Source organism: Arenibacter sp. P308M17, from assembly GCF_003426735.1.
Classification (GTDB): Bacteria; Bacteroidota; Bacteroidia; order Flavobacteriales; family Flavobacteriaceae; genus Arenibacter.
Map to the genome: position 1 here is coordinate 194,359 of NZ_QVON01000001.1, position 15,789 is coordinate 210,147.

At 41.5% G+C, this 15,789-nt stretch carries 12 protein-coding genes and 1 tRNA gene; 6 read left to right on the forward strand and 7 right to left on the reverse strand.

All coding sequences use genetic code 11. The features are described from left to right. Window positions 1-8: 8 nt before the first annotated feature. Entirely contained in the window at window positions 9-3,191 is a 3,183-nt protein-coding gene (locus D0S24_RS00860; RefSeq protein ID WP_117017977.1) for a TonB-dependent receptor, read from the reverse strand. Window positions 3,192-3,560: 369 nt separating this feature from the next. After that, on the reverse strand, window positions 3,561-5,846 hold the full coding sequence (locus D0S24_RS00865) for a TonB-dependent receptor (protein ID WP_408912539.1): 2,286 nt from the start codon (window positions 5,844-5,846) through the stop codon (window positions 3,561-3,563). Between the two features lie 82 nt (window positions 5,847-5,928). Here D0S24_RS00865 and D0S24_RS00870 point away from each other — a divergent pair, with 82 nt between their 5' ends. The 4 genes from D0S24_RS00870 to D0S24_RS00885 are packed head-to-tail and all read left to right on the forward strand — an operon-like array spanning window position 5,929 to window position 8,279. Beyond that, window positions 5,929-6,588 (forward strand): metal-dependent transcriptional regulator, encoded by a 660-nt coding sequence (locus tag D0S24_RS00870; RefSeq protein WP_117017978.1) that lies wholly within the window; start codon window positions 5,929-5,931, stop codon window positions 6,586-6,588. Between the two features lie 4 nt (window positions 6,589-6,592). Beyond that, a complete protein-coding gene (locus tag D0S24_RS00875) occupies window positions 6,593-7,414 on the forward strand; it encodes a ZIP family metal transporter (protein WP_117017979.1) in 822 nt (273 codons plus the stop codon). A gap of 42 nt (window positions 7,415-7,456) precedes the next feature. Beyond that, on the forward strand, window positions 7,457-7,888 hold the full coding sequence (locus D0S24_RS00880) for a hypothetical protein (RefSeq protein ID WP_117017980.1): 432 nt from the start codon (window positions 7,457-7,459) through the stop codon (window positions 7,886-7,888). A 4-nt stretch (window positions 7,889-7,892) separates the two neighbouring features. After that, on the forward strand, window positions 7,893-8,279 hold the full coding sequence (locus D0S24_RS00885; protein ID WP_117017981.1) for a DUF423 domain-containing protein: 387 nt from the start codon (window positions 7,893-7,895) through the stop codon (window positions 8,277-8,279). Between the two features lie 3 nt (window positions 8,280-8,282). Here the strand turns inward: D0S24_RS00885 and D0S24_RS00890 are convergent, their stop codons facing one another. The 5 genes from D0S24_RS00890 to D0S24_RS00905 all read right to left on the reverse strand — a co-directional run bounded on the left by D0S24_RS00890 (window position 8,283) and on the right by D0S24_RS00905 (window position 13,981). Next, on the reverse strand, window positions 8,283-9,812 hold the full coding sequence (locus tag D0S24_RS00890) for a carboxypeptidase-like regulatory domain-containing protein (protein WP_117017982.1): 1,530 nt from the start codon (window positions 9,810-9,812) through the stop codon (window positions 8,283-8,285). Window positions 9,813-10,230: 418 nt separating this feature from the next. Beyond that, window positions 10,231-10,380: a hypothetical protein gene (locus tag D0S24_RS20980; RefSeq protein WP_181937999.1), complete on the reverse strand. Its 150-nt coding sequence runs from the start codon at window positions 10,378-10,380 to the stop codon at window positions 10,231-10,233. A gap of 78 nt (window positions 10,381-10,458) precedes the next feature. Then, on the reverse strand, window positions 10,459-12,696 hold the full coding sequence (feoB, locus tag D0S24_RS00895) for a ferrous iron transport protein B (RefSeq protein WP_117017983.1): 2,238 nt from the start codon (window positions 12,694-12,696) through the stop codon (window positions 10,459-10,461). Further along, the gene (locus D0S24_RS00900) at window positions 12,693-12,935 is read right to left on the reverse strand and encodes a FeoA family protein (RefSeq protein ID WP_117017984.1); all 243 of its coding nucleotides are present in this window, start codon (window positions 12,933-12,935) and stop codon (window positions 12,693-12,695) included. Before D0S24_RS00900 ends, feoB begins: the two co-directional genes overlap by 4 nt. 371 nt (window positions 12,936-13,306) lie before the next feature. Continuing rightward, on the reverse strand, window positions 13,307-13,981 hold the full coding sequence (locus D0S24_RS00905) for an SCO family protein (protein ID WP_117018548.1): 675 nt from the start codon (window positions 13,979-13,981) through the stop codon (window positions 13,307-13,309). A gap of 161 nt (window positions 13,982-14,142) precedes the next feature. Between D0S24_RS00905 and rseP the strand changes: the two genes are divergently transcribed. Continuing rightward, window positions 14,143-15,459 carry an RIP metalloprotease RseP gene (gene rseP, locus D0S24_RS00910; RefSeq protein ID WP_117017985.1) on the forward strand — a complete coding sequence of 439 codons (1,317 nt, stop codon included), beginning with the start codon at window positions 14,143-14,145 and terminating at the stop codon, window positions 15,457-15,459. Between the two features lie 146 nt (window positions 15,460-15,605). Next, window positions 15,606-15,679: transfer RNA gene (locus D0S24_RS00915), tRNA-Asn, on the forward strand. Window positions 15,680-15,789: the final 110 nt, after the last annotated feature.

Below are 15,789 nucleotides of genomic sequence, written 5' to 3' on the forward strand. Positions count from 1 at the left end.
ATTTCTTTTTAGAATGATAGGGAAAATCCAACACTTAAGATTCTTGATACGGGGTAGTCCCGTCCACTGGTATTAAGCCCTTCGGGGTCGAAGATGGCATCGGTCCAGGTAAACAGGTTTGCTCCGTTAATGTAGAACCTTAAAGCACTAAGGCCAACACGGGAAGTTACCTCTTCGGGCATGTTATAGCCCAGTTCAAAATTCTTCAACCTCATGTAGTCCGTATCCTGTCTCCAGTAAGTATTGCCATTACTGTAATATTGATCGGCCCTGTTGGTTATTCTGGGGTGTACGCTACTTGGATTATTGACAGACCATCTATTATTGTAATCTCGTTCCAAATAATTGCCTATGGTGCCGGCTTCATTAAAGTTAAAAAATAATTCACCTCCCCAGGCTCCTTGAAATAGAACGGCCAAGTCAAAATTTTTGTAGCCTAAAGTTAGGTTTACACCTCCTTGTAAAGTAGGGTAGATATTTTTGTCTGTTCTATAACGATCTTCCGGTGTTATTCGGTCATCTCCATTATAATCGACAATTCTCATGTCGCCGGGTCTTAGATTGTTGACGATACCCGAATAATCCAAGGTTTCGGCATCTATCTCGGCTTGGGTAGCGAATATACCATCATACCCATAGACCAAGGGAGCGTTTATCATACGTCCAGTTGCCCTTTGCCATTCGGGAGCTCCTTCAGCTTCGTCATTAAAGATAATCTTGTTCTTGGCATATCCTGCGTTCAAGGTGATACCATAGCTAAATTCATCACCAATAAAATCATTGTAGCCCAGAATAAAGTCGAATCCCTTGTTCTCTACCTCCCCAAAGTTCTGTCGAGGGGGGGTAATTCCCGATAATGCGGGCAAAGAGGCCGATGGGGTGGTTAGTATATCCGTTCTTTTGTTGAGGAACCAATCAAACTCAAGGTTCATCTTGTTCTTTAGGAAGCGGGTATCAAGGCCCACATTGATGTTTGTCGCAATTTCCCAGGTAATACCAGGATTTGGCACCCTTGATTCTGCTAGGGTCGTTATTAAGGAATTGTTCATGACATAGGTGCCAAAACCATAACTGGCCAAAAACTGATTGGCTGGAAATTCGTCATCGTTAAAGGCATCATTACCCAATTGCCCCCATGAGGCGCGTAGTTTCAGGTGATTTAAAAAAGAGTCACTGTTCATTTCATCAAACCAAGACTCTTTGGTTACGACCCAACCTGCCGAAAAGCCAGGAAAGAAACCATAACGGGTATCCTCCGGAAAAAGATAGGAACCATCATAGCGCCACAGGAACTCCATCAGGTATTTTTCGTTAAAGTCATAAGATACCCGTCCAAAATAATTTAAACGTGATGCTTTGTTAGAGGAACCGGTATTGAATTGCTGGTCGTTGCCCCCGGCAAATAAATCTTGAATAACGGGGGAGATAAAGAACCGTCGATAAGCCTCAATACCCTCATAGGTTTTGGTTTCCTTATTGGTCCCTGCCATTAGCAGTAAGTTATGGTTGCCAAAGGATTTTTGATATTGAAGATTGGCTCCCAGTAAGATGCTCAGGCGGTTTTGTGAAAATTGTCTGAGGTTGGGTTCCGCAGGTCCCCTTTGAACAGCTGAAAGTCCGGATTCATCTCTGTTGACTCCGTCCCAAGAATATAAAAACCAAGGGGTTCTCCATACCTTTCGATTAAGAAAACTTTTGTCTATGGCTCCTGTAGTCTGCAATGTTAATCCGTCTATCCAGGGAATTTTAATGTCCACGGTGGCATTGGATTGAAAGTAGTCCCTAGTGTCGCGGTCATATCCTGTATCGTTGGTAGTAATTACAACCGGATTCTGCCCGTTTTCAATATCCGGTCCGGGAAATCCATTGGGCCAATAGGCCGGTTCCGTAGGCCTTCCCCTTGTTAACATTCTAAAGATGGAACCTGCCGATTCTGTAGGGAAATACCGTAACTCTTCCCTTCCCAATAGGCCCAATTTTACAGTTATGGCATCGCTGATCTTGGCATCAAGATTTATACGAATGTCATATTGTTCATAGCCGGTAGCAGAGTTTTTGTAATAGGCATCCTGCTTTAGATACCCCAAGGAACTAAAATAGTTAAAATTTTCACTGCCCCCTGTAAGCTGCATAGTGTGCTTTTCCTGTGATGAACCTCTTTTGAAGGTTTCCCCGAACCAGTCAGTATCCGGGTGCCCCCAAGGGTCTTGTCCGTTTCTAAAAAGTTCTATGTCCTCAGGGGTATATATGGCATCCCTTTGTGAATTATCGGGTCTTGTGTAGCTTCCTGTGGAAGCAAAGCCGTTAGTAGCATCTTGCCATTCAGCTACGGGCAGGTTGTATACTTCCAGTTCATTTCTTAATTCGGCATATTGTGCGGCATTTGCCATCTCGGGAATGACCGTTGGTCTGGCCCAGCCCTGCATGGAGGAGTAGGTAATTTTTGGTTTTCCCGATTTACCTCTTTTGGTGGTGACCAAAATAACTCCATTAGCAGCTCTAGCCCCATAAATAGCTGCCGAGGCGTCTTTAAGTACCGAAATACTTTCTATATCTGCCGGATTGATCCTGGACAATCCACCATCCCTATCGGGGATTCCATCTACCACTACCAAGGCGCCAGTATTATTATAAGTATTGGTACCTCTAATTCTAATGGAAGCATCGTCATACCCGGGTTCGGCACTCGCTTGCTGTACAAATAGACCCGCTACCCTACCTGAAAGGGAATTGGTAAGGTTTACCGTAGGCGATTTGGTCAGTTCCTCTCCTTTTACCGAGGCTACAGCTCCCGATACGGTAGCTCTTTTCTGGGTACCATAACCAACCACTACCACTTCATCCAAGCTGGCAATATCTTCTTGCATGGTAAGGTTTAAAGTGGTTTGGTTATTAACTGCCGATACGGTAGTTTTAAAACCAATGGAGCTAAAGCGCAAGCTAGTAGTTCCGGAAGTCAACGAGATGGCATAATTTCCATCAAAATCTGAAATAACTCCCTTGCTGGAATCATTTACATCCACAATAGAGACACCGGGAAGCGGCAACCCATCTGATGCGGAGGTTATTGTTCCTGATACTGTAATTCCCTGCGCTTGTGCATTTGAAATGCCCATAAGGAATACAAATAATGCAAAAGCAACAAAATTGCGAATATCGCAAATCTTGCCAATCTTTAATTGGTTGTTCATAAATATTGAGTGTTTAGTTAGCTATTATTCAAAAATATAAATTTTTTTAATATATAATTAACATTTGGAAGAAAAAACTGATGCATTTAACACAGTAGATTACAATGGCCTATTTTAGCACATATTAAACCATTGATTATTGAATGTTTACATTTTATCATTGCCAAAATGAATTGTATTTATCCTTGATGGGCTCCTTTTTACTTTTTTGATATGGGAAAAGGAAAAATGGAGGATGATCGGTAGTCTCTAAATTTTAAAATAACTGTACGCCAGGGCATTTTAATGTCTGTTAAAATTGATTTTTTAGAGTAGAAAATAGGAAGGTTATGAAATTAAAGAGAAGAAAAACCTGTTAATGGCCAAGCATCAATTTATGGTATACCGCAATCCCAAAAATCCCCTTATGCCCTGATTTGGACCGTAAACATAGGTTGGGTCAAAGGTGAGGGCGTACGGATTGTTGGGCGTGGCAAGCACATTTCCGTTAGGGTCAAAAACAACATCCTTATCAAAAGGGTCATTGGCACGTGCAATAATAAACGGGTTTCCTCTGTTGGGTGTCCAATCCAACAGGTTTTTGATCCCTGTGTAGAGTTCAAAATTGTTAAAGCCTTTGTAGGTAAATTGTATGTTCTGGATACTCCAGGTGGGGGAATACTCCCTTCTGGGATCCAAATTGCCCAACAAAGGTAATCGCATGGGGCCATAGAGATTTCCTGTATAGTCGATGGCGAGATGTAAGGAAGGAATGGGATAGGAAATGTTCCAGGTTCCGGAAAATTTTTCGGTAAGAATCTGCCGTGTGGTAACCTCCTTTTCGGTGACACTTACATCTAGGTAGGTACCCCCCAATATAAGCTTTAAACCACTGGGAAAAGCCATATCCACATTGGCACTAAATCCTTTGGAAACCGATTTTCCATCCAAATTGGCATATCTGATTTTATTGGGATCGGCGTCATAATCCGGTAGAATCCGATTGCTAAAATGGGTATAGAACAGGGAGGCATCCAATCCGATAAAAGTACCATTGTCGGCATATATTTTCTTTAGATAATTCAGATTGATATTGGAGGAACGCTCGGGCTTTAACTCCTCGGCAATAACAACTTCTCTAGCCCCGGTAAGGGCTGCATGTTCTTCTGTGAAGAGGTTTACCACCCTAAAACCGGTACCCGCATTTACTCGAAAAATATCATTATCCGTTATTTTCCATTTATAAGCCGCCCGGGGGGTAAAAATTGAACCATGTCGGCTATCATAGTCATATCGCAGCCCCATAAGCAGGGAGTGTTCTTCTGCCACGGCAATTTCGTTCTGTGCGAAAAGACTGGGAATCCATACCTTATCCGGTTCATTTCCCTCCCCTCCGGAAGTGGCCGGAGTACTGTCGTCATAATAATTGTAGCGAACGGAGGTTCCAAATAGTAAATCATTTTTACCCCAGGTTTTATCCCATGTAAGTTGTCCAAAACCAATACGCTGTTTTGCCAGATAAGGAACATCGCCATAGACCGAGTTCTGGTCATGATCATTGTAGGAAAAAGAAAACAGCATATTTTCGTTCCAGGGGAGTTGGTATTTGCCCAAAACCTCCCAACGCCTGGTATAAATACTTTCCCCGTACACCTCATTACCACCTCTAAACTCTGGTGTCCATTGCATTTCACCCCCCCAACGGTCTTCATAGAAAAAACGGCCTGCAACGGAAAACAAACGGGAATAGGCCCTCTTAAAATTCCACTTTTGAAAGACCGATATCCTATCCTGTAAAGTGAGGTCCGTAAAGTTGTCGCCATTTTGGTCAACCGGATTATCATAAGTAAAGTAGTTTACCCCTAGAAGTACATCGGTTTTATCGCCTAGCTTCAACTTGCCTCCCAAATCCATATTGTATTCCCCCCAACTGTTTGTAAAGCCATCTGCTACAAATTTGGGGGCGGTTAAGGTGTTTTTGGTAATAATGTTAATTAATCCTCCCACAGCCTCACTACCATATAAACTGGAAGCCGGTCCTTTAATAATTTCTATCTGTTCTATTAAGGAATTTGGAATTCCGGTAAGCCCGTAAACCGTTCCCAAACCGCTAACTATGGGCATTCCGTCTATAAGCACCAAGGTATATGGCCCTTCAAGGCCGTTGATATGGATATCGCCCGTATTGCAAACATTACAGTTGATCTGTGGCCGAACCCCATTCACATTTTGTAAGGCTTCAAAAATACTGGCGGTCGGATTTTTTTTGAAAAAGGTAGGGGAGTAGACCTCCACTGGGACAGGACTCTCCAAGCGACTAACCGGTTTTAAGGTACCCGTAACCACCATTTCTTCCAAAGACTCCATAGAGGGCTGCAAGGAAATATCCAGAATAACAGGTTCATTTTTTCCGAGGTTGATTTTGGTTTGGTAGGGGACATATCCTAAGGCAGAAACCACTAAGGTATTACTACCGCTCTCTGGAACACTAATTTCATAATAGCCATCTTCGTTGGAAGGAGTGCCTATGTCCGTATTCTTAAGGTATATGTTTGCAAAAGGGACAGCCTGTCCGTTATAGGTTACAGTGCCTTTAATTTCAAAGTTTTGAGCCTGACCGGGAGCGAAGGAAAAAATTACTACTAAAAATGCGAACAAGATCTTCATTGTATTCATTGTAAAACTAAATATATTTTTAGACAAAACTAAAAATTTGTTTTTACAAATAAAAATGTATTTTTGCTTAAATAAGTATTTCATGACACGTTCAGAGGAAAACTATATTAAAACAATTTTTCATTTAGGAAGAAAGGGGACCCGGGAAGTGGCCACAAACGCTATTGCCGAGTTAATGGAGACCAAACCTTCTTCGGTGACGGATATGATAAAGAGATTGTCCGAAAAGGATTTGGTGAACTACAAGCGTTACCAAGGGGTTTCATTGACCGCCCTGGGAAACAAAACGGCACTGGGCATTATTAGAAAACATAGGCTTTGGGAGGTATTCTTAGTGGAGAAGCTGGATTTTTCCTGGGATGAGGTGCACGAAGTGGCGGAGCAGTTGGAGCATATTAAAAGTGATAAACTAATAGATAGCCTTGATAGGCTGTTGGCATATCCAAAGTTTGACCCACATGGCGATCCCATCCCGGACAAGAATGGAGGATTCAAGGAAAGGGACCGGGAGTTACTGAGCGAGGTGCCCAAAAATTCCGTTGGGGTATGTGTTGGGGTCAAGGATTCCTCCGCTACTTTTTTAAAATTCCTGGATAAGAATGGTATAGCTCTGGGGAACCAGATACGGGTAATGGAGATAGAAGAGTTTGACGGGTCGTTAAATATTGAGATCGACGGCAGAAAAATGCAAATTTCCCATGTCATCGCCTCTAATCTGTATATTAAAGTTAATAATGATTAAATAAATGAATGAAGTTATCCATTATTTCGAGACAATAGACCCTATTTTGGCCGCTTTTTATGCCACCTTGTTTACTTGGGGGCTAACAGCCCTGGGAGCTTCCCTGGTCTTTTTCTTTAAGACCATGAACCGAGCGGTATTGGACGGGATGTTAGGTTTTACGGGAGGGGTTATGGTAGCCGCCAGCTTTTGGAGTCTTTTGGCACCGGGAATTGAAATGAGCCCGGGGGAGGGATTTATAAAAGTAATTCCTGCGGCAGTCGGTTTTTTATTGGGGGCATTGTTTCTTTTTGGACTGGATAAGGTCTTGCCGCATTTACACCTCAACTTTAAAGAGAATGAAAAGGAAGGTATAAAAACGCCATGGCATAAAACCACTTTATTGACATTGGCGATCACTTTGCACAATATTCCTGAGGGACTTGCCGTTGGGGTATTGTTCGGAGGGGTGGCCGCAGGTTTTGACGGGGCCACAATTGGTGGGGCAGTGGCCTTGGCCTTGGGAATAGGACTCCAAAATTTTCCCGAGGGTTTTGCTGTTGCCATGCCATTAAGAAGGCAAGGGCTAAGCAGAAGAAAGAGCTTTATGTTTGGTCAGGCTTCTGCCCTGGTAGAACCCATTGCCGCAGTTTTGGGGGCCTGGGCCGTTCTTACGTTTCAGCCCATTTTGCCCTATGCACTTGCTTTTGCGGCCGGGGCAATGATATTTGTGGTCGTGGAAGAGGTGATTCCGGAAACCCAACAGGATAAACATACGGACATAGCCACCATGGGTTTTATAGGGGGGTTTATTATTATGATGGTATTGGACGTGGGACTTAGTTGAAATGTTCCATTATTTATAAATTAATAGGCTATCTTCACTAATATGGGAAAAACAGAAAAAAGGCATTGGATGCTCAACGTACTTATTGTGGTCACAATAATTGTTGTGGTCTTGGCTTTTACGGCACATTACAAAAATTGGGTAAAGACGGAAAAGGAAGGCTTGGAAATATTGTCGGGAATATATTTCGTAGAAATTCCTTATGCCGATATGGATAGTGTTAGCATGGTGGAAAAGATACCTTCCATGGAGCGCATCAACGGTTTTTCCGTTAAGGAAAGGGAAAAAGGTGTTTTTAAGGAGGATAGTCTAAGCAACAATAAGGTATATGTTTATGTGGATAAACTATCCCAACAAAAGATCAGGTTGGTCTATCGGGATTCCATGAAATTATTTCTGAATATGACCGATAGTACGGAAACCGAGCTGATGTATCAGTTTTTGTCCAATAAGATCAACCCACCTAAGGAATAGAACTATGGTACTAATAGCTCATATAATGGGTTCCCTTTACGGGCTTTTGGCGGTAGTTTTTGGTGCCTTTGGTGCGCACGCCTTAAAAAAGACCTTAAATGAACAACAGTTAAAAAGTTTTGAAACCGGGGTCAAATATCAAATGTACCATGCCATTCTGTTGCTGGTATTGGGATTTAATCTTAATCTGGACTCTAGCTTGGAAAGATATATGGTGTATAGTTTTATAATTGGGACATTTCTTTTTTCCTTTAGTATCTATGGCCTTTCCATTAGTGCGGCAAAGGGGAGGAAAATCAAGGCTCTGGGACCTATTACCCCCTTGGGCGGATTATTGTTGGTATTGGGCTGGGCATTATTGCTCTATTCCTTTGTCCAAAATTTAGTGTAGTGGTCAATCGATCTCCACTTGGGCCGTAAAATCCTTAATGGCCTGGTTGGGCTCCAAAATGTTATACCCCTTCCAAAATTCCGGATCATAATTGGGCATATAGGTAGGAAGTATGGTATTGTTTTCCTTAATGGAATTGAGTTCCTTTTCTGTGATTACCTCCGTATCAAAAAGGATAAGTTCGTGCTTGTTTACCCCATTGCTGGCCATATCCAATTTTAAGTAAAGCTCATTTTGCTTGTTCCTTCCCTTTACCCTTTTATTTTTTTCAATTATCTTTAATGGTCTTTTAATACCGACCCTGGCCCCCAATTCTTCTTCCAAATAGCGTAAATAATAAAAGCCATCCTTATTTTTGGAGAAGATCATTTTGCCCCTGTCCAAATACTGGTCCAAGGAAATCCCTAAAAGGTTAAAGGTCCTTAATGATTTAACATTGTTGTAATCCAAACGGATAATAGCAAAATCATCGGCATTTATATACAGCCGTCCCTTATAGTCCTCTCCTCTTTTGGGCTCAAAATCCAATATATAAACGGCATCATCGCCCCAATAGGTAAAAGCTACCATTTTAAAATCATAGCGGTTATTTTTGTTGATGAAGTTGAGGTCGGAATCGTCCAGAAAGAACTGTTTCTCCATAATTTTCCCTAAACTGCTTTTTTTAAAGGTGGCAAAATTCTTCTTACGGTCTTCCTCCTTTTTTTTCTTTTCCAGCAGTTCCTTTTTTAGGGCCTCGGCATCGGTGGAATCGGTTTTAAAGCTCATAAATTCGTCCGCATCCACCTTGGTGCCAAATAGGCCCGATTTTATTTTGAAATAGGAGTCGGGTTTAATATTTTTCCTGAGGATGTCATTGAATTTTTCCTCCAATGAGGTGAGGTCCAGTTCGCTTTGTTTATCATATAGGTCAGAAGCTTTTATGAGGTCCAGTTTTTGGTTGTCCTTTTCAAAATTGCCATAAAAGTCGCCAAGGATCTCTGTGTAGCGACTTGATTTTTTTGGGATGGAATTTAGAACACTGTCCAAGAACCTTTTGTTTAGGGCAGCTATTGTAGATTCCTTGAACGTATAGTTGTCCTTGGTAAGGGTCTGATGGTAGGAATCCCGAAAAAACACTCTTTTTTTTGTGAGTTTGGTACCATAATTTCTGTCGATATTTATTTTCACCTGCTCAATAAGCTCTTCCGCCGTATATTGTTTATTGCTTACAATTACCGGATTCAACTCTATGGGTTTCGCTTTTAAAAGAATAACACTCTCCTTAAATTGGTTCAAGGGCCTGCCCAAGGTTTCATATCCCATGCAGGAAATGAAAAGGGAATCGGTTTCCTTGGTTCCTGGATCCAACAGTAGACTAAAACGCCCTTCCTCATTGGTAATTACCCCTTTCTTGTTTATTTGTACCGTGGCGTAGGGAACGGGATGTTGTGTAATGGAATCCACGATCTTGGAGCTTATATTTTGGGCACTGAGGGAGGAAAAATAAAAAGAGAGGATCAGGGCCAAAAACCAATATATAATTTTTTGCATGGTGGTAGTTCGTTTTGTAGCAACAAACTAAAGAAAAGAAGCTTACATCGTATTGGATTTTCTATTTTCTTTATGATAGATTTAGTCTTTCTTTAGGAATTCCTGTTTTTAGCTTATAAAGTATTTTTGCCATAAGGCATAAGGCATAAGGCATAAGGCATAAGCCGTGGGCGATGAACATGAGTATACGGCAGGCAGTGTTGAAAAATTTTCCTCTTGAGAGCGCCTGTCCCGCTTTTTTGTAAGAGGATGGGGGTTTGTATTAATGGAGATGGAGCCATCCCGATTGCTTTTGAGAGAGACCTTTTTACAGGAGTTGGCAGGTTCAAAGGCAAGTTTGAATGTGGAAAGTAGAAAAGTTAGCATCTAATGAAAGATTTATACTCAATACTCACTTCTAAATGCTCATATCCAAAGACTAATGACAGCCACAATCGCCATCACTGCAACCTTTGGAGTTCTTTCTTTTTCCTGCAAACAGGGATTTTGGCAAAAGGAATTTCTTTATGAGATACCCCAAGGCTACTGCCACGGTAATATAGACCAGAATGTGTTGAAGAATATGCATTTTTTTAAGATAATAGAACATAGAAAAAAGATAATAGAAAAGAGAATACAGATGATAGACTGTCTCTTCTCTATTTTCTCATTTAAGCACCTGATAGGCGATCAATGCTACAATATACGCAAAAAGACTCATAAAAACCAGCTGTGCAGCAGGCCATTTCCAAGAATTGGTCTCCCTTTTTACTATGGCCAGGGTACTCATACATTGCATGGCAAAGGCATAGAAAAGCAAAAGGGATATCCCTGAGGCCAGATTAAATAATGGTCTTTTTGTTTTGTGATCCATTTCGGCCGCCATCCTGTTCTTTATGGTGTCCTCCTCATCGCTGCCCACACTATAGATGGTGGCCAAGGTACCCACAAAGACCTCTCTTGCGGCAAAGGAAGTAAGTACGGCAATGCCAATTTTCCAATCATATCCCAACGGGTGTACGACGGGTTCTATGGCTTTTCCCATATATCCCATATAGGAGTTTTCCAATTTATAACTTGCAATTTCCTGGTTGATGGCCTTTTCGTTTAGGGCCATTTCCTTGGTTTTTAGCGAGTCGTTCAATGCTGTTTTGTCCAAGGCGTAAACTTTGTTGTTGATACTATCCTGTAATGCCAATTTATAGCTGGCCATTGTACTTTCTATATTGGATTGGTTGAAGTCCGAGAAGCCTTTATTTTTTATCTGTTCGGTAACGATCGCCTCTGCATTTTCAAAATCATCGGAAAAGCCATTGGAACCCAAAAACCATAGGATAATGGAGATGGCCAAAATTATTTTACCCGCACCTATAACAAAACTTTTGGTCTTTTCCCAAACCGTGTACACCACATTCTTGACCAGTGGCAGCTTATAATTGGGCATTTCCATGACAAAAAAGGTCTTGCTCTTGATCTTCATGATCTTGTTCAGGATCATTGCAGAAAATATGGCCGCCCCAAATCCCATAAGATACAGGAGCATTAAGGTCAGTGCCTGATAGCTTAAGCCCATAAATCTTCCTTCCGGGATTACGAGGGCAATAATGATAAGATAAACCGGTAAGCGCGCAGAACATGTGGTAAAGGGGGTTACCAAAATAGTAATGAGTCGCTCCTTCCAATTTTCAATGGTCCTGGTGGCCATAATGGCCGGAATGGCACAGGCCGTTCCCGAGATCAAAGGCACTACACTCTTTCCACTTAGGCCAAACGGTCGCATAAGTTTGTCCATTAAAAAAACAACCCTGCTCATATAGCCAGACTCCTCCAAGAGGGCAATAAAAAAGAACAAAAAGGCAATTTGCGGAATGAAAATGACAATTCCACCTATCCCTGCTAGGATTCCCTCGGCTATTAAATTGGTAAATACGCCTGGGGGCAAAGTGTCCTTTACCCATTCGCTGGCAGATGCAAAGGATTCATCTATAAAATCCATTGGATAGCTGCTCCAGTCATATATGGCCTGAAAAATGGTCAACAGAATTAGGAAAAAGATAGCGTACCCGAATATTTTGTGGGTCAAAATCTTGTCCAAGGTTGCCCTGAGTCCCTTGGCGGCATTTATATCCACTTTATAGGCCTGTTTTAGGATACCGTTTATAAATTGATACCTAAGAATGGTTTCTTTCTGTTGTAGGCGTTTTAGTTCTGGTTTGGATTTAATATCGAAAGAAGTTGGAATGTTGATCGGATTTTTTTCAATGGGCATAAAATTTACATCCTGGGTAATTACCAACCATAGTTTATAAAGATCTTCTTTTGGAAATGTGGTTTTTAATTTTTCAAAATACTCGGGTGCAATTACCGTAGTATCGACATTGGGGGATATGGAAAGATTTTTATAATCGGCGATCAATTCCTTAATACGGTCTATGCCCGTTCCTTTTCTGGTACTTACCAAGGCAATTTTGGTATCTAATTTTTCTTCCAATAAATCAATGTCCAGTGAGATGCCGGTCCTGGACATACGATCGGCCATATTGATGACCAAGATCGCCGGAATTTTAAGATCCTTGATCTGTGTAAAAAGCAGCAGGTTCCTCTTGAGGTTTTCTACATCGCTGATGACGACGGCAACATCCGGGAAATCCTTGTCGTTTTTGTTGAGCAGTAGCTCTACGACCACACTCTCGTCCAAGGAAGTGGTGTTAAGACTATAGGTACCTGGTAAATCCAATATATGGGCCTTTACTCCTCTGGGCAATTTACAGACCCCTTCCTTTTTCTCGACTGTAATGCCAGGGTAATTGCCCACTTTTTGTTTTAACCCGGTAAGTTGGTTAAAAACCGAAGTTTTACCGGTATTGGGATTGCCTATAAGCGCAACCTTGATCTGTTTGCTCATAGTGGGGTATCTTCAATAATTTCCAACTCTATTAAGGCGGCCATGGAACGCCTAATAGCGATGTGGGTACCGTTAACGTTGATGTATATGGGGTCTTTAAGAGGGGCTACCTGCACCAATTCTATTTCATTGCCCGGGAGACAACCCAGTTCCAATAGTTTAATGGGAAGAATTCCATCGGCGAATTCTTTGATGATTCCTTTTTGCCCTCGTCTTAAATGTGCTACCGTTGTAATCAATTTTTATTTAGATTGATTTTAATTAAGCGCAAATTTAAAAGAAAAAGATGAAGTAAACAGCTAAAACCATAAAAAGTTGACCCCATTGGAAAGGGGGCTGCTTTTGCATGGGGAGCGGATGGGCCATTTTTGGCTAGTGTCCTGTCAACCCTACTTTAGCCATCCCAAGTCTTATTCTTTTTCACCTGGCCTTCGTTAAAAAACAGTTCCGTAGCTACGGCTATGCAACATTTTTTTGCCTTGCCCAGATAAAAAATAACGGCGACTTAAACGACAAAGTAGCATTGACACGACACTTGGACAAAATACGTTTGGATGAATGGGGTATTGCGTTATTGCTTTGAATTGTTACGCAATAAAAGCCAATATTATCATTCCTTATAGGAAGATTTCAATATTTCAAGGTCGCCCAACAACTTTTCCATTTCCTCAGAGTCCGTACCGTCATAGAAACCCCTTATCCTACGTTCCTTATCTACCAGAATAAAGTTTTCGGTATGGATCATATCGTACGGGCCGCCATCGCCATCGGTCTTTACTGCCATATAGGATTTTCTGGCCAGTTCATAGATCTGCTGTTTGTTGCCGGTAACCAGGTTCCACTTGTTGTCCACTACCCCTTTTTCCAGGGCATATTTTTTTAGTTGGGGTACGGAGTCTATGTCCGGGGTCACCGAATGTGAAAGTAACATCACCTCTTCATCGTTCAAGATTTCATCCTGGATGGCGGCCATATTTTTGGTCATAATGGGACAAATGGTGGGGCAGGTGGTAAAGAAGAAATCGGCAATATATATTTTATTACGGTAATCATTTTGAGTCACCAATTTCCCGTTCTGATTGGTCAGGGCGAAATCGGCTATAGTGTGGTATTTTTTTACATGCTGCAGGGTGCTGTCTACCAATTCAAAATTTACCATGGCCGGTTGGTAAACGGGCAGTATTTCCTTGGGCTGCAAGGCATTGTAAAATAGGGAAATGATTACTGCCGAAACTACCAGCAGTACGATGCCGAAGAATTTGAATTTGGCAAAAAACGAACGCATTTTTTTGGTAAAGGTAGGGTAGATTGCTATAAATTTCAAGTAAGTAATCGGGGATGGCTACTAAATCTTTCTTAAAAAAAACCCTTGTGGGGAATAGTTTTTTTTTAAGACCGTGTAATAATGTACTTTTGTGCGCTTTTATAGTTTAAAAAATTTACTTAATGACGTTAGCCATACAGATCGTACAGTTTGTACTTATCATCTCCATTTTGGTGATCCTCCACGAATTGGGTCATTTTCTTCCCGCAAAATACTTTAAGACCAAGGTAGAAAAGTTCTATTTATTTTTTGATGTGAAGTTTTCCCTCTTCAAGAAGAAAATCGGGGATACGGAATATGGCATTGGTTGGTTGCCCTTGGGCGGTTATGTAAAAATAGCCGGGATGATCGATGAGAGCATGGATACCGAGCAGCTGAAGCAGGAGCCGCAACCATGGGAGTTCCGTTCCAAACCGGCATGGCAGCGATTGATCATTATGACCGGAGGGGTAATCGTCAACTTTTTGTTGGCCTGGGTGATCTATACGGTGATGTTGGCAAGCAATGGGGATACCTATATTCCTTCGGATAGTTTAAAATACGGTATTGTAGTAGATTCCATTGGGGAGCAATTGGGATTGAAGACTGGCGATCAGATCTTGATGGTGGACGATAAGAAGACCAAAAAATTCAATGAAGCCGTATTGGACATTATTTTGGGCGATGAGGTAACGGTTAAAAGGGATGGCATGGAAATTACAGTGCCTTTGTCCGATGAAGGAAAGGAAACCGTTTTTTCAACTCAAGGTAAAAACTTCCTAGGGTATAGATCGAAAGCCATAATTGCAAAGGTACAGCCCAATTCTGTAGCCGAAAAGGCGGGCCTATTGCCGGGAGATGAAATTATTGGGGTAAATGGGGAATCAACCGAGTTTTGGGATGAATTTAGAAGTAAGATCGGCACTTCCGCCAACCAAGAATTGGACATCAGTGTTTTAAGGAACGGTACTACCGAACATTTGGGATTGACTGTTCCCGATGAAGCTATAATAGGAATAGAGTTGGATATTACCGACCTTAGGGTTACCGATAATTATAGTTTTCTTGAAGCCATCCCTGCAGGTTATAAGCGAACCATTCAGGTATTGACGGATCAAATTAGGCAATTTAAGGTGATCTTTAACACTAAAACGGGCGCCTACAAGCAGGTAAAGGGACCTATCGGAATTGTTGAATTGATGCCTGAAAAATGGAATTGGACTTTCTTTTGGAATTTTATGGCCATGTTCTCGGTATGGTTGGCATTTTTAAATATTCTGCCTATTCCGGCCTTGGATGGCGGACATGTCATGTTTTTGTTATACGAAATGATCTCAGGTAGAAAACCCAGTGAAAAGGTATTGGAAACGGGTCAAATAATTGGTTTTGTACTACTTATGGGGCTTATGGCAGTGGTGTTTGGAAACGATATCTGGAATATCATCAAGAAGTTTTTATAGGGGAAATAAATATTTTTGGGAATTAGGGGTAAATCAGCCATTTTTTGTTTGGCAAATTTGAAAAAACATTTATCTTTGCACCCGCCTACGGAACACCGATGGCGTCCCTTCGGCGGGCAGGCCCGCCATAGGTTATAAAAATACACTCCTCCTTAGCTCAGTTGGTTAGAGCATCTGACTGTTAATCAGAGGGTCCTTGGTTCGAGCCCAAGAGGGGGAGCTTTTTATAAAAATCCAATCTATTTGTTTAGGTTGGATTTTTTGTTTTTGGTCGGTAAACATTGAGATTACCTTTATTTAAGACCATAAGTACACTTTCCAACAAAAAGT